Origin of the sequence: Chryseolinea serpens (genome assembly GCF_900129725.1) — a bacterium.
Taxonomy (GTDB): domain Bacteria; phylum Bacteroidota; class Bacteroidia; order Cytophagales; family Cyclobacteriaceae; genus Chryseolinea; species Chryseolinea serpens.
On sequence record NZ_FQWQ01000001.1, the window covers coordinates 1471801 to 1492751 of the forward strand.

Sequence of the window (20951 nt, forward strand, 5' to 3'; positions counted from 1 at the left end):
TATCAATCATAATGCTTTTCTAATAATCCGTATCAGGAGATAATTCCATTTCCATCCGAACAATACTAAAAAAACCAAAATAGCAGACATTAACAAATTGCCCTTGGGCGACAAAAAGTGAAAATACTTCTGTAGTGCAACTAAAATGAACCCCAATATCAGGACTAAATACCGACTCATGTTGCCAAGCCTCTCTGCGATATTGTTTCGTATGCTATCGAAGTGCTGCATTACGCGTCTCCCAACTTCGCCATCCTTGTGTACATAGCGAACTGTTTTTCTAAGAAAAAAATAGGCTTTAATCTCCCGTTTCTTATGAAGCAATGAATCAACGACGATCATTACAGAATTCTCAAATAGGTTACGACTATCATCGTACCGACGATTTGATATCACATACTTAACCAATCTAACTGCGTAAAATAGAGTATTCTCGTAATCATCCGTATTGAAATAGCTGAAAGATGCTAAGGCTAAAATTTCAAGATCGTCATCATTTAAAATCTCATCCGATTTGAATTTATCAGATAAATCCTCGATGCCTTGAATCACTCCACTATAGTCGGCGGCGAGATACTTCCCTCTCATCTCATTTACGGTCGACGCATTCATTCCCTGTTTTTTTGATGCTGACTAGTTCAAAGTTTGAAACAAACTATCTCCGATGTGTTGGTTAACTATTACAGTTCTATCTGGTCCATCCTTTAAACGAAAGCGGATCTCATAGGCCGGTTCGGGTTTGCCAGGATAATAAGTCCTGTTGAAAGTCCATGACTCCAGTTGCTCGGTCGCTGCTGTACCCAACTGCTTTCGCAGCCATTTGCTGTCAATAATTGGTTTGTAATAGTCCGTTTCGTACGATAGTCCGCCGTAGTCGTTGTGAAGTAAGACTTATCCGTATGTACATGAGATTCTGTGCTGTCAAACCAAACCGTGAGATGCTCATTGCGCTTTGGTTTCCTTACGAAATAATCTTCAATGATAGGCTGCCCTTGCTTCATGCGGCTCTCGTTGTATTCCCTACCATACACATCGCCCTTGAGCCGCAAATACCAGCCACTAAATATCAATGCAACAGCCGTTACACCGATGGCAATGAAGATGTAAATGCCTGTCCGTGTAAGTTTTCGATATCGTTTCATCGATCAGAATGGCAGATTACTTCCTCGAAAGTAGTTGCTCCGGTTTCAGATCTATCCAAAAGAACTCATGCGATAACGTTATAGAGTCATGGCCGGCGACGAAATCAGCTTTTTCAATAGTTAACGTGACACGGATCGTCGCTGAGTCAAGACGGCAAAAAGCCGGATCTATCTTTGAGCCTCCTTTAAATTCCAAGAGAGCACCCGAAGTAAGATTCAGGTAGTCAACATCAGAACAAAATTTATACTGTCTTTCCTCGTTTTCTTCTAATTTCAACACATAAACCAGGGTATCGTCCAAATCGGTTTTGCTACCGCTCCAATTAAGATAAAAATCGCCAATCCAAACCACGAATACATCTTTCTTATTCAGCTCTTTATACAAAAAGCCATTGCAGTAGTTGGCGTGGTGGCTACTGTCTAACAATTCATGCGACCTGCACCCATTTGACAGGTCTGCTGGATTCTCGGCCCTGCTATTCCTGCATGCGAATAATAGGCAAGATATACAGACCATGCAGAGGACAAACACAATAGAACTCCCAATTCCCCTTTTTGCACCATCTTACAGAGCGGTCTTATCGATTTGAATCAAAAAACATAAATCAACAGACAAAGCTTAGATTTAGAATACGTTTCGCCCATACCGTGTACCGGATGCTCTGCCTATTCGGAGATGGGTCGTTGGAACGACTTCTTCAAGATATAGTAACGCTCTGGACCGTAAAACCTAAACAAAATTTCCTTTTCATGAAAGAAAAAGTACATGTTCAATCTGATTCTCATCTTCTTTTTTGGGTCTGTTTTATAATAAGCAGGCTCCCAGTTTCTCATTTGATCTAATAAATCATCGGTGATCGTCCTCATACTCGCGTCGATGCTTTTTGATGACCTAAAGAATTTTGACTCGATCTCACCCTTTTCATTTATCGCAAAGGAGCATTCAACAAGGTCAGTCCCACCATCCCCTTTCAAATGGTTTGCAAATTTCAAACGATTAGCTAGTTCTTTATAAATCAAAACGCTATCGGCAAGAAGGCGCGGGGGGGCAATGCTATCATAAATAGATGCGGCGTCCTGTTCGAATACTAGCTCGTGATCCTCACTAACGCCCTGTATCTCGGGGTCACCATCAACCTTTTGCCTCGGCGCCTGACTCTTGCAAGAAGCGGCGATAAGGGAGATAAAAAAAAACGTAGTCAAGATAATTCTGTTCATAAAATCTCTTATGGCTCAAATGTCAAAGGTTTTTCTCCATAGACAGTCGATGCCGAAATTCCAGAATATTTAATAATATGATGATCGGAAGCCCGAATCATTTTCCAACCGGCGTTGGGATTGTCCTTAGAGTCCTGAAGTGGTCCATACGTTGAGACGCCCTGGTTAAAATTTGGCACCCCTTGGACTTTCGTTCCATCAAAATGCCTACACAAGTCTACGCTTGAGGAAATATTGATTTTACTTCCTGACAACTCGAGCAACTTGGACAACATCTCATCCCCCGAATCTCCACTTGCGGTAAAGCATGACTCAAAAACAACATTCCCGTCATCCTTAACTTTGCTCATTATATTTTCAATTGCCTCCACTTCCTCATCTATTACGCAATTTTTCAAGTATTTATCAATGCGACTTGCAGTAACTGCATACTTCGTATCCTTTGGGTCAAAATCAATACTCGTCATGAAAGCAGTTTCATGGTCCTTTCCAACGCGCCTTGCTCCGTGAGCTTGGTACACCAAATTATCAAGGCTTTTGGAATTTCGAAATGTTAAAAGGAAAGCCGCTTCCTTTGCCGTTTTAACTGCCATAACTGCCCATTGGCCGTAGTAAATAGTCTTCGCTTGCCGGTTCGTACTTTTTCTTAAGACGTCATTTTCAACTAAAGCTATGTAAACATTTCTCTTATGTTGATTTTGTACTGTAAAAGCATAGGCCATCCTTGCATCCTCCTCTGTGTATCTGTAGCCTCCTTCAACAGCTTCCACTTTCATTCCGTCTGGATCGACCAAAATAACAGGATTATTAAGAACGTAATTGTAAGGAGAAGTAGTGTGATATTTCTCAGATTTTAAATCAACACCAAACCATCGACCTATATCAGGCATATACATTCTAGCGCCATAATCTATCACGCCAAGATTGAGCTCATCCTGCATTTCTTTTCCATTATACAAATAGTTTTGCGTAACGCTATTTTCCCTTTGAAAGGATTGAGCTACAAGTCCAAACGGATAATAGTCATCTTGCTGCACGACCGGCGATTTAGTCTGCGTCACTTTAAAGTCATCAAAATAGACCTCCGCCGGCTGCGGATTGTCGTTGCTGAGATAAATATACAAATATCCCGCCTGCTTTGCGTGGAAGGACAATGACAGGTATTCGTGTGGACCATCTTGTCCGGATTCCCTGGCTGCTTCGGTGATTTGTTTGTAACCGATATCAGTAGAGATTCGGTTCATATCGCGATCTACGAAGATATAGTTCAGGTAAGCCTTGGGGGCTTGGGTGCCATTGTTGTCGTCGGCATGCGATAAGGGAATTACGGGCATCGGAGTCGCTCCCAGGCTACCGGCGGCTCCGCCGTCAACGATCGTTCCCGTGGTGGCTGCCCCGGCTGTGGCGAGGTATTGGATGAAGGTTGTGAACGCGCCATTGGGGTCGGCTTGTGCCAAGTCTACATACTTGGCATAGACTTCCATCTTTACCTCATCGCCCGGCATCACGCTGATGGAGCGGGCAAGACCATATTGATCATCCTTCACACCGTCGCCGTCATAGTCGGTGCCTGTCAAACGCGTGGACGTACCCGAGGTGGCGCCCCATCCGGTGTCTTTTTTGTCGTCAGGGTCGTCGTGCTCAGGGGTCGGTGTATTATTCGTGTGATCAAACCAATTGTTTTTCACCAGAATGGCTTCGTCGTAATAGAGGAAGTTGGCGCGATCATCATCAACATGGTCGGGTTCTAATGTTGCCAACACGGTCTCTGTCTCATCCTTGGTGGTGAATGTCAGGCGGATGTTACCCAGGTGATCCTTCAGGTGGTATTGATACTCGTTCGTTTCTGTTTTCGCCTTAGCGGGAATGATGCGGCCTTCGGCAAGGTTGATAAATTTCAACTCGCCATTCTCCAGGAAAAGACTACCCACATAGTCGCTGCGCTTGATCATGACGTTGCTGGCATCGAATACCTGCTGGGTCAGTTTGCGGCCGTTGGCGTCGTAGATGTATTTGATGTACTCTCCCGAGGTCTTGTTTACGCGTGTCGGCAAGTTCAGGTAGTTGTAGGTGATGCTTTGCACATCTTTGTTCAGGTCGCTCACCATGTTACCGTTGAGGTCATAGCTGTAGTCAAGGACGGTGCTGGCACCGTCTTTAAAGCCCTTGTCTCTAACATCGGCATCGGTATTGGGTGCATCTGCCACATTCAACAGCTTGTTGGAGCGTTGCAGATCCGAGCCGTAGTCGTAGTCGAGCATGTCGATGTTCGCGCCGTCTTTGCCTGTACGCTGCAGTTTGAGAATGTTACCGTTCAGGTCATAGCCGCTCTTGCCGCCCGTGCCCATAATAGATTCCTTGTAAGCATTCGAGGCATTCCATGTGGTGATCAGCACGGTCTGCCCGTTGGTGACTTGCTCGCTTAGCGTTCCCTCGAAATGATCTGCAGAGGTGAGCCGGTTCATGGGATCGTAACTATAGCGATAGGCGCGTTGCGTTGGATTGTTGGTACCTCCTTGCCCAAGATTATTGCTCCAGCGGATGGCGGAGATAGTGCCATTAAAGGCCACCTGGTTTTCGTTCGTGATGCTGGTCATAGGTTGTTCGTAGGCCAGTTCCATACCGAAAAGATCTTGAGGTCCGTCACCGTTGTCGGGCTTCAGGTCGCTGTTGTTGATGCGCGTGAGCCAGCCGCGGATGTTGTAGCGGTAGTCTACCTCTTGTTTGAACCGGCGGGCATTGTCGTCGGTTTCCTTCGGATCGGTGTTATAAAGTTTTTTGGTAATCAGTTGTCCCAACTCATTGTAGTCGTTAGACGTGAGTAATACTTCCGGGTCGCTGTTGATTTTTTGCCATGCTTTGAGGGGGCGGCCGACGTGGTCGTACTCAAAGCGGCTGTAAAGGTCGATCTTTTGTTCGGTCAGGGGAACGCCGAACGAAACACTTACATCCCCCACCGTGCCGCTGGACAACACCGTTGCGAGCCGGTAGGCTTTCGTTGGTGGTGGAGAGGGCTGGGCCGGCGGCACTATGGGAATGATCTGTCCATTCTTTGAGTAGACTATGGCACTACCGGTACTTTCTATGCGCAATACATCGCCGGTAGCAAATGTGCCAGTGTATTTAACAACATCGTTTTCCCGAATCTGCAAAACGCTGCCGGAGGCCAGATAAAAACTATACTCCAGGTTGGTATAGTCGACGATGGGCGATATCGATGAAAGGCCGACAAATCGATTGGTGTTGGTCTCTGTGGCTTTGAACTGTATCCAACCCGGACCGGACATCACGTTCTGCGAGGTAGTCGCTGCATTTGACCATGAGCCGCTCCCGGCCGTCTTGGTGATGGTATTGTTTGCCCAGGAAACACCTTTGAAAAGCAGCCAGCTTATGCCCGTGAACTGTGTTTTATCGGCGCCAAATGAAGTCTGGACGTGTTCCAGGGTTCCAGAGCCCAGCGAAACATCCACGACAAGTGAAGTGGTCGAGGCCGTAGCAAAGGTGTAATATAAGGTGCCGTTCACTTTCATCAACACCGTGCCCTTAACGCGCTCGATGCGAATGACGTCGCTCTTGTGGATGTCGCCCAGAAACGCCAGGATGCCGTTGCCCAGGGCATAAAGCTTGCCGCTTGACAGGCTATAGGCACCGTACTGAATTGAGGTCTGATTGTAGTTGACGTCTGTCGCCGAGAGCCCGACGGCGTTGCTCGAACTTCCGTCATAAACATATTCCACCCAGCCATCCTGTGCGGCAGGCAATACTTGTAACGAAGAGCCACCGCCCGACCAAGCGCCACTGGTGCAGATCAATTTGTTGCTCATATTGTCGATCCGGCAACCGGCCGCTCTCCATACCACATCGTATTCATGTGCTTGGGTGCTGTTCGTCTCGATTACTTTCCCTACGAAATCGTAGGTGGATGTATGCCGGGAAATCTTGCCCCGGTGGTCTTCCTCTACACGTTGGATGACCCGGTATTTGTCGTCGTAATAGTTAACGGACGCCATCCAGTTATACGCGTCGTTGAGGCTGCGCACTTGCGCGCCGGTGACCTGGCCGATTACGCGGTCGTTGGGTGCGGTGGATTGCCCATCCAAATGATCAGCCACAAAATCGAAACGGGGGTCATTATAAAGCGCTTTGAACTTGTAATCGTCATAGTAGGTCACTGTCAACGGCGTTGTCGATGCAGCCGGAAACGACTTGTTGGTTGTATAACCAAGGGTTGTTGTGCCGTCATAGTCTTCATAGTACGCCAAGGTTTGGTACTGCGTGTTTACATAGCCTTGCATCTCGGCCTGGGTAGCCTCGTTACCTGTATGCTTATACAACCCGGTCGTAATAGGTCGATTCAAGACATCATACTTGGTATATGACCATTCGTTGGTGACTCTTTGGTTGCCGTCCTGTGTCAGCACCAGCCGGTCGCGGTTGTCGTATGCCATATATATCCAATCTGCGCCGGGTACTTTCTTGGCGATCATCCGCTGGCGCTCGTCGTAGCGATATTCGAACGCCCAGTTGTTACGGATCGTTTGATCGACGGTGGTAAGTTCTCTTTTGAAGGATCCCACCACGGTCGGAATGGTCATGCCAGGCGAGTAGATGGCGGCATCGACAAACAAATTTTGGGTATTGACCGTTGCGCTCGTGTATACCTGCTGACCATTAACGAAATAGGCCATCGCACCGCCTTGGGTGCGTGTGATGGTGAAAACGTCGCCGGCGAACCAGTACCCGGCACTGGCTTTGTAGGTCCCATTTTCATAGATGTACACCGTGTTACCCGACGAACCAAATACGAATGCGTACGCGATGCTGGCAAACGAAGCGTTTGCATTCGTGGCCGACAGACCCACCGCCCACAAAATGTTGCCGAATACCGGTGGTGCAACAAATTCAATCCAGCCAGCAGTATTGGCGGCAAGCGTGTTGTGCGAAAACGCGCCGGCATCCCATCCAACGTTCGTTGAGGATTTTCTGAGACTATAACTGCTTTCACGAGATGCATTCACCAGGCTACCCCATTCAATGGGATATCCCGTGCGGTAGGATCGAGTGAGCGTTCGTCCTGCATGGTCGGTAATGGTGGCCGTATATTGTCCCATATCTTTTCCGCTCAATACCGGCCCCGATTCGGTTGGTGACCAGGTTATTGTACTGGGTGCGGTGCCCCCTGTGACCGTTAACCCGATGGATGCGTTGTTGCCGTTGGCGTCGAGCGGCCTGATGGTGGGGAGCACGCGCAAACGCGTGTCGAACGAACTGTAGATCACCGGTGTCTTTCCCTGCAGCACCGTCACGTCCACTACTTGAGGAATCGACGTGCCGATCGCCGTGGTGTATGCCACTACCCCATTCCGGTAAATGTTCAGACTGGCTGTGTTCGGACCGGTAGTCTCGCGTGCTATTCTGTACACATCGGTCGCCCTATTTAACCCGATCGCACCTTGGTTAGCCGACTTCTTGAAGAAGTAAACATTACCATCAGAATTAGCCATAATGCCATTGTCGGTACCGGTATAAGAATAGTTGATATCACCCGTGGAAAGGCCTATTTCAAAATAACTTCCGGTGGCTCGCTCTATTTCAAATTCTACCCAGCCATCGGTATTGGGCAACAACATATTTAAACTGCTGGCCCCGCCGTCCCAAGCGCTTGTCGCTGAGTATCGTTGAATAGACCCGTTCGACAAGACCTGGACCGTGGCCGCATTGAGATACGTCCAGTCGATTTCATAGCCTAGACCGATATTAAAAAGGCCCGTTCTGCCCTCAGCATCCGTGACGGTGACCTTGTAGCTACCGGCTGGCTTGTTTGTAACCTGATCCGTATTGCCCCCAACGTCCCAGCTATAGGTATACGGCGGCATGCCGCCGCTAGGGGTTACCTGAATTGAGCCCCCTGCGGACGCACTTTGAACGGGCGTAATTGTTTTCTTGATCGTGAGGCGCGAATCAAAGGAAGTATAGATGGCGGGCACCGCCGTTCCGTTGTGATAGACGGATACGTCTACCAAAAAATCGGCATCGAGAGTAGCATACGTCACGCTGCGCAACAACATGCCGTTGTGATAATATTCCACTGCCGCACCATTCTTGACAATGCGGAAGATGTCGCCCGAGGCAGCGCGACCGAATGTACCCAGGTTCGTACCCAGTTCGAAAATGTCGATGTCGCCGTTGGTAATGTAGAAGCCGTATTCCAGTGAAGATGTCAGCACGTCCGGGTCCCGGCGGGAAAGGCCGATCTCATACAGTTGTGAACTTGTCCAGGCAAACTCGATCCAGCCATTGGTCGTCGTCCTGGGCAAAATGTTGTACGATGACGCACCAGCATCCCAGGCGTTGGCACCAGTCTTCACGAGGTTCTTGTTCACATCCACCGCAACGCCTCCCACGAGGTTGGTCCAGTTGGGTTTGTAGCCGATGGAAACCGTTTTGGTAGTAACATGCCCCACCGCGTCGGTAACAGTAGCCGTATAGGGGCCGACGGTTTTACCAGTGATGGTGCTGGTAGTTTCGCCGGTGTTCCATGAATACGTGTAGGGGGCCGTGCCCTGTGTGACCGACAGGGAAATACCTCCATTTATTCCGCCGTAACTTACGGGGGTTACCGAGGCTGATATGTTGAGCGCAACATCAAAGCTGGCTTGCACCGCGGGCATAGTGCCGCTATACACGGACACGTCGACGCGGAAAGTGCTATTGTATATATTGGACAACGTGGTTGTGGTCATGGGTGTGGCCGACGAGCTTCGATAATAATAAATCGTGTTCCCGGTGCGAACCACTTTAAACACTTCGTTTGCCTGAGGTGCTCCATAGGAAACACTCGCGCCCGATTGGATCACGCTGATCACTCCGTTGCTATAGGCGATACCATATTCAATGGAATTGTAATTCACATCCTTGTCGGTTCGTGAAAGGCCAACCATGTAATACGCGGTGGATGGTCCTGTGTATGTAAATTGCACGGAGCCGTCTACACCAGCATACAATAAATTGCTGGACGCCGCACCACTGGTCCAGCCATTGGCGCCTACTTTCGTCAAAGTGTTGTCGGCGTTCACCGTCGCTCCTGCTACGTTGATCCATTGGATCGGATATAAAGTTTGGGCTTGGAGTGTTCCAAACAGCGTTAGGCTAATGCACGCCAGGAAAATATGTAACGTTCTTTTCATCTCGGTAAACGATTAATGTTGTTTCAGGATCTCGACGATGGCTTCGGGAGGAAGGACTAAAATGAGCTGGTCCTTGTCATCGTAGATGTAGTAGGTGCAGGCATATTGCTTTACACCGTTCTGTGTTCCTGACTGCACTTTTTTGCAAACGGTGCGTCCTTGTTTGTCTATGAATTCAATAACCTCGTTTTTATTTTCATCCGTCGTTTTGTTTGCCGTAAGGGTATTCGCGTCATAGTAGTCAAATGACGGCGCATCGCCTGCGCTCAAAATATCAGCTTGAAGGTCGTATGTAAAAAATAGCACCTCTTCGGGGGCGTTATTCCAATAGCCTTTTTTTATTGTCTTGTCCTCCAGGCTATAGTCATCATTGTTTGGTTGCCATGCCGCGCCAGGAGCGCCTTGCTTTAGAACCCGGTTCAGGGGACTGATCTCCACCGTAGTTTTCGCATAAGGTTCATCTTGTGCGATCGTCGAATTCGGTTGTTGATAAAAATCATATTGCTCCGATCCGGCATAATCGCCCCCCGTACCCAACGCATTTTCCTTGAACCAGCCGGGGCTCTGTGCCGAAGTATAGGGCAGATATTTTACGGTTTCCCGGCCATACACATCATATGCTATGGGTTGCACCGCATCCATGTGGCCTGGGGAAGCACCCGTTGCCACCGTTTGCTGAGGCCGGCCGATGCCATCAAAAAAAGTATAGTTCTCGGTTTTGGCACCGATAGCGAGCAAAGGCACATCAGCCTCTTCAACAGGTTGTCCGTTTGTTTTTTTGTCGATCTGAACATTTCGCTCGATGATGTAATTCCGGTCTTTCGAAATGATCACTCTCGTCGCGGCAGAAGTGGCCGAACAACCTTGTGGCGTTGTTATCTTCACTTTATACAAACCGGATTCCTTGGCCGTAAATACATTCCCGGTAACCCAAGAGTAGTCGACAGCATCCGAGCTCCATTTGTAGGTATATGTGCTATTAAGCGGCGCGGTCAAATCAGTTTGAAATGTACCCAGGGGAACTTGAACCACACCGCTGGGCGACAATGTCGCGCTCGGTGGTGGGTCGATGGTCACGGACTTCGTATCGGAGGATGTTCCACAACCATTGGCAGTGTAGGTAACGGAAGCGGTACCCGAAAATGACGCGGACCAGGTCGCCACGCCACCGGCTGTAATCGATCCAGCTTCTTCAGGCGACAATGTCCAGCCATACGTTAACGCGTTTGTTGCTGTTGATCCCACGAAAGTACTCTGGCCAGCGCCCTGGCAACGTTCGTATGTTCCGGAAGTGATGGCCACTGGCCCTACCGTGGGGGTAACCGAAACGGGTATGCTCTTTGTCTCACTTCCGGGCGCACTGCATCCAAAAGGGGTTCCTGTTACCGTATAGGTGGTTGAGACCTGGGGCGAAACCGAAATGGAGGTGCCACCATTCCACGAATCGCCCGCGCTGCTGGACCAATGATAGTCTGTTCCTCCTGCCGCAGTGAGTGTTATCGACTCTCCCTGACAGATCTGAGGCGAACGGGAAGCATTTAAAGTAATAGCACCTGTCGCCGGAACGCTGGTGACCGTTACGGTGTGATTGCTGCAAGGGGCGTTGGTATTGAGCTTATACGTATATGTCCCATCTGCAACCCCGCGCCACGTCACCATCACGCTGCAAGCGCCGCCGACCGCACCATACGTACCCACATAAGTTTGGTTGGTACCGACGAGTTGATACGTATCAAATTGCCCAGGATATGGCGCCGCACAAATTCGAAGCGTGACTGTATTATTTCCGTTGCAACCGGAGGTCATCGTTAACGTTCCATCAAAGTTGCATTGCGCGTACGCCTGGCCAAGTTGAAAAACGAGGGCAAGACATAGGGTAAGCTTAAATAATGTTTTCATAACCATAAATCAATTCTGGCCAGCGTAGTGATAGGTGTAAGTCTTTAAGGGGTTCAACTTTGAGTCGCGAACCAATTTTAACCGCTGCAATGCATCATACTCGTAAAAAACGGATTGATTGTTGGCATCGGTAACCGACCGGATGCCCACCAAGGGTTCATAGGTATAGGTCGTCATTAGCGCATTGGCTGGTGCCAAGCGGAGTTCATCAATGTATCCCGTTCCGGAAATGACAATGTCAGTGACGGTTGTACTTCCTGTGATTTTCATGTCGTAATACTGCCAGTCCCCAATCACCGGTCCCGAGGCAGAGGCTGCTGTACCGTTCACGAGAATATTACTATTAGTCTTAGCCCAAAAGCTCACCACATAGTTACGCCCCTGGACCAGTCCATTTTTACGGATCGAACCATTGACGATATCGTAGCATTTCATTCCCGTTCGTGCTTCATTATATCTTACGGAACTGGGGATTACCCAATTACCGGTGCCATCGGCTTCAAAAGAAGTAAAGGCAATGTCGTCCACGGTTGCATTGATGGCTTCTGCTATGGGATACTGTGCATCATAATCCCAGATATAACTACTGATCACATCGCTATCCTTTGAACGCTGTGCCAAGTTGTTTCGATTGTCATACTTTGGAAAGGAACCGATTTTGCGATAATACGAAACTGCATTAGCGTCAACCACGCTTTTCGCAACTTTTGCCGACGCATCGAACCTCCAGATCATATCCGGCACCGCTACTCCTCCGGACGTTGCGGGCTTAAAATCAGTGCGAACTCCAAAGGTGGTGTATTCCGTTCCGGTAACACTGCCTTCCATAAACCCGCCATTACTCTCCACAACCGGGCTAACTACATTATTTAGCTGGAGCAGCAACAAGCCCTTGTCTCTATCGCTGGCGGCACTGGTCAAAAACGACGTGGTACACGATGTGTAATTCGCTCTGCAGGAATTGAAAGCGGGGATAGCATTCAGCACAGCCGTATGGAATGTGGCGGCGCATTGCAAGTACGCGTCAAAGGCTGCGTCGGCAAGAGCGTTTTCCGCTTTTAATTGGACGTTGTTCTCTAAGCTCTTGTAGTAACGGTCTGTAGCATCACTTTTGCAAATATCTCCTACGACTGGGACCAATGTGTCACAATATTCCCAGTCTGAATCATATTGAAGTTTAATCACATTCTCTATTGCATTGGCTTCGGCTCTATGACTTAAATAATCGTTATAATTTTGCAGCTCACAACTCTTTTTCTCCACCAGCAAAGCATCAATCGCAGCATTAAAGGATGTGAAACAGGTCTGCTCGTCACAAGGCGACACCGCAAAGTCCGGGGAATATTTCAGGTTTGTTGTGAGCCACCGGTTATCACTCGTCTGCGAGATAGTGCGTATCAATTGACGATGCTTCGTCTGATCATAAACAAACTGCAATTCCGTACTCTTTCCGTTGTCACCGTTCTGATCGTATTCTGTTGTCGTGCTTTTTACCAGGTCCCCTTTAAATATGTTTTGTGAAATATTACCCACCTTGTAAACATAGCCGACAGGCACACCGCATTCTTTGAACATCAATTGTACAACGGCGGGATCCACATTCTCGAACACTACGGCAAAGACGTATTCGATTCCAAATAACAATTTATTTTCATACACATTGGTGACCTCCTTTATTGTTGTGTAGGGATTGGCAGGGCTGGAGGGATTAAACTTACAAGTTTTCTGATTTAGAACCTGACCCCTTCGCCACTCCTCGTCGGATCTGAAATAGGGTGACCAACTGGAGATTTGATCCACAGCGTTATTAAACGTGGTAACTGTCTTTCCAAGTGGCTTGTCTTGCAGATCGACTTGATATTCCTCCACCTCTTCGTAAGAAGCGGTGGTATTGGTGGACGACCCTAACTCGAACGTAATGTTTTCGCCATAGACATCATACCAATAGGCTGCGTTTCTCGTATCCACTGGCACAAAAACCTTGCATCTGCCCTTGAACTGATCGGCCATCTGGCCCACATCGCCCTTGAAAAGATTGGAGTTATAGTACCATTTGGTATAGGCATACTTTTTCTTGACAATGTTGCCCTCGCCGTCGTTTTTAGTGATCGATTTAATTCTTAGCCCTCCGGTATAGTAAGTGTCATTTATGTTTCTAGTAACAGTTCCGTTGTTCGCCTGCCAGGAAACCGTGGTATAGAGAAAATTATTAGTAACCGGAACGCTCGTGCCATAAGAAAGCGTGTACGTATGATTAGGAAATAGAACAAGCTCATCTTTTGCCGTAAACCCCTTCAATTCGGCAGGCAGCCCATACATCGCCGACTGCAAGTAGCCTCCTCTCTGAGGAATAATGTTGGCCAATTGACCCGTTGTCTCATCGAGAAGTGTGACGCTGGTGGATATTTTTGGTGCATCGTTGCCATACTGATCCTTTAGATTGTTGACTAGCGAACATGACAGATAGCCCGTCAGCGTGTTAGCATCGGCGCCCGCGGGCAGAGTTATTGTGAACGTTACGTGATTAACAGTTAAGTCTCTGCTTGTTATTGTGTGGCTATCTGCTACAACGCCAGGCTCGGTTACGGTTGCCTGATAATTCACCTGATTCGGCTCGACTTCAAAAACAGTATACCCCCCGGTAGGGAAATCAATTCGCGTTAAAATACCGGCGTCTATATAGCTAGAATTGGTTTTACGATTGGCCCCGTGAGACTGACTTACTTCAGGGCCCAGTTCGCCTACGCCATAGTCATAGAAAAGTAGATTTGTATTATCGTGCGCGCCGTTGTAGTAGCCCATAAAGTCCTGGGCAGTTGTGCCATACGCTGGCAGATGGTCACCTTTCTCATATGTAAATGTATAGGGCGGCTTCGTCACTGTGACGCCATCCCCAAACCCTTGTTCATATAAGGCATCAAGTCTAAGTCGTTTATTTTTTTCATCCACCTGCCCCAGACGAATCAAAACGCTTTCCACCTGACTTGTCTGGCCACCCGCAGCCCTGAAATAGGTTTGCGAAAGGGTAAACCTCTTTTTCTCGATCAAGGCGTCATCTTTACCTTGAAATATTTTTATTGTCCTCAGCCGTTGAGCATTGGACAGGTCTTCCCTGTCAGGAGTGTAGTCAAAGCTAACTTTCCCATTTCTAAAGGTAATGTCTTTAACTAGAACGCTCATATGATAGGTTGTCGCGCTGCTATGTGAATAGCTCAGGCATCCTGCCAAGCTTAGCTCGCTGTCCTTCTTCACCGACAGGGCGGTACTACTTTGAGATGTTACCACCAATGAAGGTTCAGTATATGTAAAGGTCATGACGTCCGATTTGTCGGCCGAGACTATGGAAGTAATATACCAAGCCGAAGGGCCGTTAGAATGCTGGCCGTCCTCCGTCATGACTCTGGTGGTTTCCACTTTACCGAAGATGTAACTGGTGCCGTCAACATCGGTTATGGAAAATTCTGTAAAATCGGAATTGACTTTTATTTTTAACAGCGAGTAGGGAATGGTGACAATTTCGTAAGGCACACTGGGATCTGCCCCGGTTTTAAAAAGAAACTTTCCATTGAATCCTCCCAGATTAAGATAGAAAATATCAGGCTGTCCATCAACCGCATGATTTGGTCTGGCTAAGTTTGCGATGAAGCATGAGTAATGTTCCCCCGGGTCGTCTGGCTGCGGGAGAGGATTATTCAATATCCCGTAGGTAGCTTCATCCGGGTGGCCCTTTATTACCCTGCTGATGGAGTAATTGGCGCTTAAACTCCAGCCAAGGCCAACAGCAGAAGAAATATCGTAAGCCTTTACACCGGACTGATGGTAGCTGAACGATATCGGCAACTTGATCTTACCGGTATTGATCTCGTAAAGCGGTACGGAAATGTTCGTCAGACCATTGCTTAATGAAACTGGGTAGTCCCCGTACTTTCCTAAAGAGGCCGCCTCCGGTGACGGAGGAAAGATCTTTGTCTTGAATTGAGCCGCTGGATCTTCGTTTTGTGCAAAAACGAGTTGAATTGATACAAACGCTAGAAGGAGAGCAACAGTCCCTCTCTTCATTACACTAATTATCATATTGCTTATCATTAAAATCTCTACATCGGCAACGTTTGTGGTACCCATATCATCACAAATACAACCATCAAGTCATGCTTCGGAAGAGGGTATATAGTATCAAGCCGAAAATACAGGCAAAGTAAACTCAGTGCACAAGTTTCTGACTTGTGCAATTGCTTCATAAAACAATCGGGGGAGGGTCAATTCAACAGCACAGCTATCTTACCAAATCACTCACATTCAGCATGATTCTATTCATGCTAGCCGTATTTTTAAGTAACGTTGGTCAGGCTTCTTTTTTTTACCCAACTGTTGTTGACGCAAAACTAAACAATTCCAGGAATTTCCGTTTAGTGGTCGAAAAAAAATATTTAGCTGCGTTATTTACGGTTAAAAGGTTGAAATAAAAAAATTATTGAAAGGGAGGAGGCAATTTTTCGAACCAGGATTTACGTCGGGTTATGAATATGAAATATCCGGAACAAGTATACCGTGCAATGAGTGTAGCTTAGTGTACCCTGCTTACAGGCACTTGTCGCACTATGTATAAGTGAAATCCATCGCCATAATTGTGATAGGGAATGAGTGGATTAATTACCCTCTCTGAAAATGCAAAATCCCAAGTACGAATTTCATTCAATCCATTTCCCGTAATCGGGAGATCTTCCAATTTCAACAGATTGGAATCAACGCACAGCGCTTCACTGAATGAGCCATTTTTTCTAAGATCAGTTATTTTTGCATAGCTCAAGATCGAAGTAATCTTAAATGATTCTTTTTTTATAAATCCAATTAAGTCTTCGTTTTTCGAGACAATCTCAACAACAAAAGTCTCTTTCGGGTCAAGTTTCTTCATGCATACACTAGCCATCTCCCCATTAATAGACGAATAGTATTCTTCATCCGAAAGCTGATTCAGCAAATCGATCGACTTGTCCAAAAAAAACGTATAATTGGCCAGCTTACTCATATACGGAAAACCTCTGAATTTTACCTTCGGATCTTTCAATAATATCAATCGCCAATTTTGAATCCAAAAAACAAGGGTATCCGACGTTGGGTTTTGGTATTGGATTGTAAACACCACGTCCTTGTCCGACAATTGATATTCGATGGAGAGCTTTGGATTCTCAGCTTTAGCAGCATGAACCACGCCTAGTGCGACAACAAAAGAAAGCATAAAAAAACCTTCCCGCATTCATGCTACTACAATGGTAATTTGCCATCTCCCGACACAGCCTGGGGCGATTCCAAACTCGTCGGCGTCTTCTGAAACGCCTCCAACATCTTCCCACGATCAAACGCCTTCTCATTATTCGAAAGCCACACCGTAGCCACCCCATTCCCAATCATATTCGTAATCGCCCGCGCCTCCGACATAAACCGGTCCACCCCAATCAGCAAAGCAAGCCCCTCAATAGGAATAGACTTCACCGCCTGCAACGTAGTGGCTAACACAATGAACCCACTCCCCGTCACACCTGCAGCTCCTTTAGAAGTCACCAACAAAATACCAATCAACGTAAGAATCTTATCCATGCTAAGGTGCACATTATAAGCCTGGGCGAGAAAGATACACGCCATCGACAAGTAGATCGTAGTGCCATCAAGATTAAACGAATAGCCGGCTGGAACGGTAAGCCCCACGATCGGCTTGGCACACCCCATACGTTCCAGCTTCTCCATCAGCGAAGGCAACGCCGCCTCACTCGATGAAGTCCCCAGCACGATGAGCAATTCCTCTTTGATGTATTTTAAAAAATCGATGATCCGTATTCGATACATCCAAAGAATAGCCCCCAACACTACAAAAACAAAAATGCCCATCGTCGTGTAGACAGCCGCCATGAGTTTAGCCAGCGACACCAACGCAGAAGGCCCAAACTTACCAACCGTATAAGCCATACCACCGAAAGCGCCGATAGGCGCCGCGTACATCACAATGTGCAACGCCTTGAACACATATTTGGAAACGAACGTGAGTGGCTTAATGAACCGTTGTTGCTTATCGAAGAGACTGATAAGGGATCCGGTGACGAGCGACACTACCAGAACTTGCAACGTGAGGTTGTCTTGAAAAAAATGTAGCCAACTGAACTGCTGAGCGCCGGTGACATACTTGCCTATCTCAGCGCCGCTCGCACGCGTGGTATCTACGCCTGCTCCAGGTTGAATAACGAACGCCACAGCCACACCGATGAGGAGGGCAAAGCTCGTAACGACCTCGAAATAAATGAGAGCTTTGCCACCGGTCTTCCCCACTTTTTTGAGGTCGCCCATCGCGGCGATGCCCAGTGTGATGGTGAGGAAAATGATGGGGTTGATGAAGAGCTTGACCACGCTGATAAAGCCTTTGCCGAGGAATTCCATCTGCACCGCCCGTTCGGGGTCGGCTATGCCGATGACAATGCCGGCGGCGATGGACAGCAATACCCAGAAGGTGAGGCTTTTCAGGATCGTTTTGGCGGTGGTGCTCAAGAGTTAAAGGGTCTTAAAAAGGTTCGACGACCCTAGATAGGGAAATTTAAAAAGTATGGCAACCCACCGGGCGTAGAAATCTTTGAAAGTTCGGAAAACGGAATTGAGAAAGGGGGTTATCTTTAGCGAAATTCTTAACGGCATGGAACGACTTCGCGCAGGACAATGGCAGGTGGGATATGAAAACGGTTTTTTGCGCCACCTGCAACTGGGGAGCCACGAGATCTTGCGCATGATCTACTTCGCCCTGCGGGATGAGAACTGGACCACCCTGGACAAACAGATCCAAAACGAAGAACGCACCATCGGTCCCGATTCGTTTCGCATTGCCTACGACTGCGTAAACACCAAAAACGGTATGCCTGTGTTCCAGTGGCACGCGGTGCTGGAAGGCCGGCGCGATGGCTCCATCACTTTCGAGATTGCAGGTGAGGCGTTGGCCGATCAATTGAAAAACCGCGCCGGTTTCTGCGTGCTCCATCCACCGGACACGACGCTAGGCCAGCTAGCAGAAGCATTGCACACCAACGGCGACACCACACGTTCAGCGTTCCCCGTGAACGTGGACCCGGTGAATCCTTTCAAGGACATGAAAGGCTTCCGCTGGCAAACGTTGGGTGACTGGTACACGCTGGCTTTCGAAGGCGATGTGTTTGAAACCGAAGACCAGCGCAACTGGACAGATGCCTCGTTCAAAACATTTTGCACGCCTTCTACCCTTCCGTTTCCGGTCGCATTGAAGAAGGGCGATCGCGTTCACCAGAAGGTCACATTCACGCCTCCTGCTGCTGCGGCTCCGACGGTGGACGATGAGGGGCCCATCCGCATCATCGTGAATAAAGACCTGGTTGCGCTGCCCGAGATTGGCGTGGGCGCGGCGACCAACGTGCAGGTGTCGCCGGCGATTGGGCGCGTGATCCGAGAGATGGGGTTGTCGCATTTCAGGATAGATGTGCGGCCGTTGGGCCATGATTGGGTGACGGCGTTTTCGGAAGCCTGCGTGGCGGCGTCGGAACTGCAACTGGCACCAGAAGTTGTGCTGCATCTTTCGGCGGATTACAAACTGGAGCTGGACGCCTTTACACAACTCTGTCTACAAAACCGGTTGACATTGAAACGCGTCTTGCTGCTAGGCGATGCTGCCGCGGTGACGCCCCAGGCGATCATCGACCACGCCGCGTCATTGAAAACCTATTTTCCAAAAACACATTTTGGCGCGGGGACGAACTACAACTTTCAACAATTGAACCAGGGAAGCTTTGACGCAACGGCGGTGGATTTTGTTTCCTTTGCCGCGCACCCACAGGAACATGCCTTTGATGATTTGACGCTGATCGAAAATCTCGGCGCACAAGAAGACGTGGTCTTTAGCGCCCAGGCCCTCTATCCCGATCGCGCCGTGAACATCTCCCCCATCACGTTGCGAAAGCAGTTTAATCCCTATGCGTCGGATCCAAAAAATAGGGTGATGAGCGAAACAGACCGCACCGACCCACGCCAATCCACACCCCTCTGCGCGGTATGGACGTTGGGAAGCATCAAGCACCTGAGCGAAGCGGGCGCTTCGGCAGTCACCTACTTTCAAACACATGGGCCGCAGGGAATTGTTTCTGCGGATGGCACACCTTATCCAGTGGGTGACGCGCTGCGAAAATTATTGGCCCTTCCACGAAATGTACTTTCGTCGTATTCAACACAACCCCTGAAAGCGGATGGTTTTGTTTTTGAGGGCAATCGAATCGTCGTTTGGAATTATACAGCGGAAGAGCAAACGGTGCACGTCAACAACAGGACAGTGCTATTGAAGCCTTATGCGATCCATTGGGATTAATCAGTAGCCAGTAGTAAGTAGTAAGTAGTAAGTAGTAAGTAGTAAGTAGCCAGTAGTCATGATTCAGGAGAGCTAAAGATTTGGTGTTTTGTTTTCAATTGCATCTGAATCCCATGTATTGATGTTGATCACCATCTATTGAAATATTTGATCACTGCCTAATGACGATCACCTACTGACTACTTACTACTGACTACTGACTACTGACTACTTACTACTTACTACCGACTCACGCACTCACCGTCGCGTTCATCTCTTTGATCTCGCGGATGACGTCGCGTTTGATGCGGCGTTCGGTGCTGGTCATGTGGGCGATCTCTTCGAGGAGCTCGACCAGCTTTTGGTTGAGCGCTTCGTGTTGGTTGGTGAGGCGCAGGAATTTGCAGTACTCCAGCCGTTGTCGGTAGTTGGTGAAGGTGCGGTCCATGACTTCGAACTGGGCCTGGGCTTCGTCGGTGCGGCCGAGGTGGTGGAGCGACCAGGCGTAGGCGATGCCTTCTTCGGTGTCGCGGAATGTTTTTTCATTGACCAGGCGGCTGCCCATGTCGGCCACGGCGTCGTGGTTGCCATCGAGGTAATAGGCCTGGAGGAGTTTCATGCGGAGGATGGGGTCGTCGGCCATGAAGCCCTGGAGGCAGTCGATGTAGAGGTTGATGGCCTCCTTGGGACGGCCCAGGTGGAGGTAGGCGTCGGCCAGCATGGTTTTGTTGGCGAGGCTGTTGTTGAAGCGTACGGCTTTTTCGAGTTGTTCGAGCCGGTAGTTGCTGTTGGTCACCGTTTTTACGCTTTCGGCGATGGACTGTATGTTGCGGCGGTTATAGAAATTGTGATACAGGTAGATGGCACAGCCCACGGCGGGGAAGAAAATGATGAGCCAGTACCAGCGTTGCTCAGAGTTCCTTTGGTAGGCGTGATACAAACAAAAACCCTGTAGTACCAGGACGGGTGTGTAAAATCCAAGAAACATAATATGGCGATGCGGTTTAGGTCGGGGAATAAATTTTCTATCGGTCCCGCTATTGCTCCAACTCGATCACGAGGATACAGCTTTTTTCAGGGAAATAAAACCTCGCAACGGCGGAATGCGCCAACCCGTTGTAACTATTTTTTTTCCATTGCGTTTGACTGTCCACGGTAATT

The 20951-nt window shown here is 48.4% G+C and carries 10 protein-coding genes; 1 reads left to right on the top strand and 9 read right to left on the bottom strand.

What is annotated here, in order from left to right; translation table 11 throughout:
* Positions 1 to 6 precede the first annotated feature (6 nt).
* The 8 genes from BUB30_RS05740 to BUB30_RS05780 form a co-directional block, all read right to left on the bottom strand.
* Positions 7 to 612, bottom strand: a complete 606-nt coding sequence (locus BUB30_RS05740; RefSeq protein WP_073131859.1) for a hypothetical protein — start codon at positions 610 to 612, stop codon at positions 7 to 9.
* 546 nt (positions 613 to 1158) lie between these two features.
* Entirely contained in the window at positions 1159 to 1527 is a 369-nt protein-coding gene (locus BUB30_RS05750) for a hypothetical protein (protein ID WP_073131862.1), read from the bottom strand.
* 281 nt (positions 1528 to 1808) lie between these two features.
* A complete protein-coding gene (locus BUB30_RS05755; RefSeq protein WP_073131864.1) occupies positions 1809 to 2360 on the bottom strand; it encodes a hypothetical protein in 552 nt (183 codons plus the stop codon).
* 8 nt (positions 2361 to 2368) lie between these two features.
* Positions 2369 to 9547: an RHS repeat-associated core domain-containing protein gene (locus BUB30_RS05760; protein ID WP_073131865.1), complete on the bottom strand. Its 7179-nt coding sequence runs from the start codon at positions 9545 to 9547 to the stop codon at positions 2369 to 2371.
* Between the two features lie 12 nt (positions 9548 to 9559).
* Positions 9560 to 11446: a DUF6443 domain-containing protein gene (locus BUB30_RS34785; protein ID WP_143164775.1), complete on the bottom strand. Its 1887-nt coding sequence runs from the start codon at positions 11444 to 11446 to the stop codon at positions 9560 to 9562.
* Between the two features lie 9 nt (positions 11447 to 11455).
* The gene (locus BUB30_RS05770) at positions 11456 to 15568 is read right to left on the bottom strand and encodes a carbohydrate binding domain-containing protein (protein ID WP_073131868.1); all 4113 of its coding nucleotides are present in this window, start codon (positions 15566 to 15568) and stop codon (positions 11456 to 11458) included.
* A gap of 442 nt (positions 15569 to 16010) precedes the next feature.
* Positions 16011 to 16700 (bottom strand): hypothetical protein, encoded by a 690-nt coding sequence (locus BUB30_RS05775; protein WP_143164776.1) that lies wholly within the window; start codon positions 16698 to 16700, stop codon positions 16011 to 16013.
* Positions 16701 to 16708: 8 nt separating this feature from the next.
* Positions 16709 to 17980 carry a cation:dicarboxylate symporter family transporter gene (locus tag BUB30_RS05780; RefSeq protein WP_073131871.1) on the bottom strand — a complete coding sequence of 424 codons (1272 nt, stop codon included), beginning with the start codon at positions 17978 to 17980 and terminating at the stop codon, positions 16709 to 16711.
* 142 nt (positions 17981 to 18122) lie between these two features.
* Between BUB30_RS05780 and BUB30_RS05785 the strand changes: the two genes are divergently transcribed.
* The gene (locus BUB30_RS05785) at positions 18123 to 19811 is read left to right on the top strand and encodes a D-apionate lactonase family protein (protein WP_073131873.1); all 1689 of its coding nucleotides are present in this window, start codon (positions 18123 to 18125) and stop codon (positions 19809 to 19811) included.
* Between the two features lie 229 nt (positions 19812 to 20040).
* Here the strand turns inward: BUB30_RS05785 and BUB30_RS05790 are convergent, their stop codons facing one another.
* On the bottom strand, positions 20041 to 20778 hold the full coding sequence (locus BUB30_RS05790; RefSeq protein ID WP_073131875.1) for a tetratricopeptide repeat protein: 738 nt from the start codon (positions 20776 to 20778) through the stop codon (positions 20041 to 20043).
* Between the last annotated feature and the right edge of the window lie 173 nt (positions 20779 to 20951).

What these genes read in the sequence shown, in the direction of transcription:
- BUB30_RS05740 (WP_073131859.1), bottom strand. Translation starts at nt 612, where the DNA reads ATGAATGCGTCGACCGTAAATGAGATGAGAGGGAAGTATCTCGCCGCC.
- BUB30_RS05755 (WP_073131864.1), bottom strand. Translation starts at nt 2,360, where the DNA reads ATGAACAGAATTATCTTGACTACGTTTTTTTTTATCTCCCTTATCGCC.
- BUB30_RS05760 (WP_073131865.1), bottom strand. Translation starts at nt 9,547, where the DNA reads ATGAAAAGAACGTTACATATTTTCCTGGCGTGCATTAGCCTAACGCTG.
- BUB30_RS34785 (WP_143164775.1), bottom strand. Translation starts at nt 11,446, where the DNA reads ATGAAAACATTATTTAAGCTTACCCTATGTCTTGCCCTCGTTTTTCAA.
- BUB30_RS05770 (WP_073131868.1), bottom strand. Translation starts at nt 15,568, where the DNA reads ATGGGTACCACAAACGTTGCCGATGTAGAGATTTTAATGATAAGCAAT.
- BUB30_RS05775 (WP_143164776.1), bottom strand. Translation starts at nt 16,700, where the DNA reads ATGCGGGAAGGTTTTTTTATGCTTTCTTTTGTTGTCGCACTAGGCGTG.
- BUB30_RS05785 (WP_073131873.1), top strand. Translation starts at nt 18,123, where the DNA reads ATGGAACGACTTCGCGCAGGACAATGGCAGGTGGGATATGAAAACGGT.
- BUB30_RS05790 (WP_073131875.1), bottom strand. Translation starts at nt 20,778, where the DNA reads ATGTTTCTTGGATTTTACACACCCGTCCTGGTACTACAGGGTTTTTGT.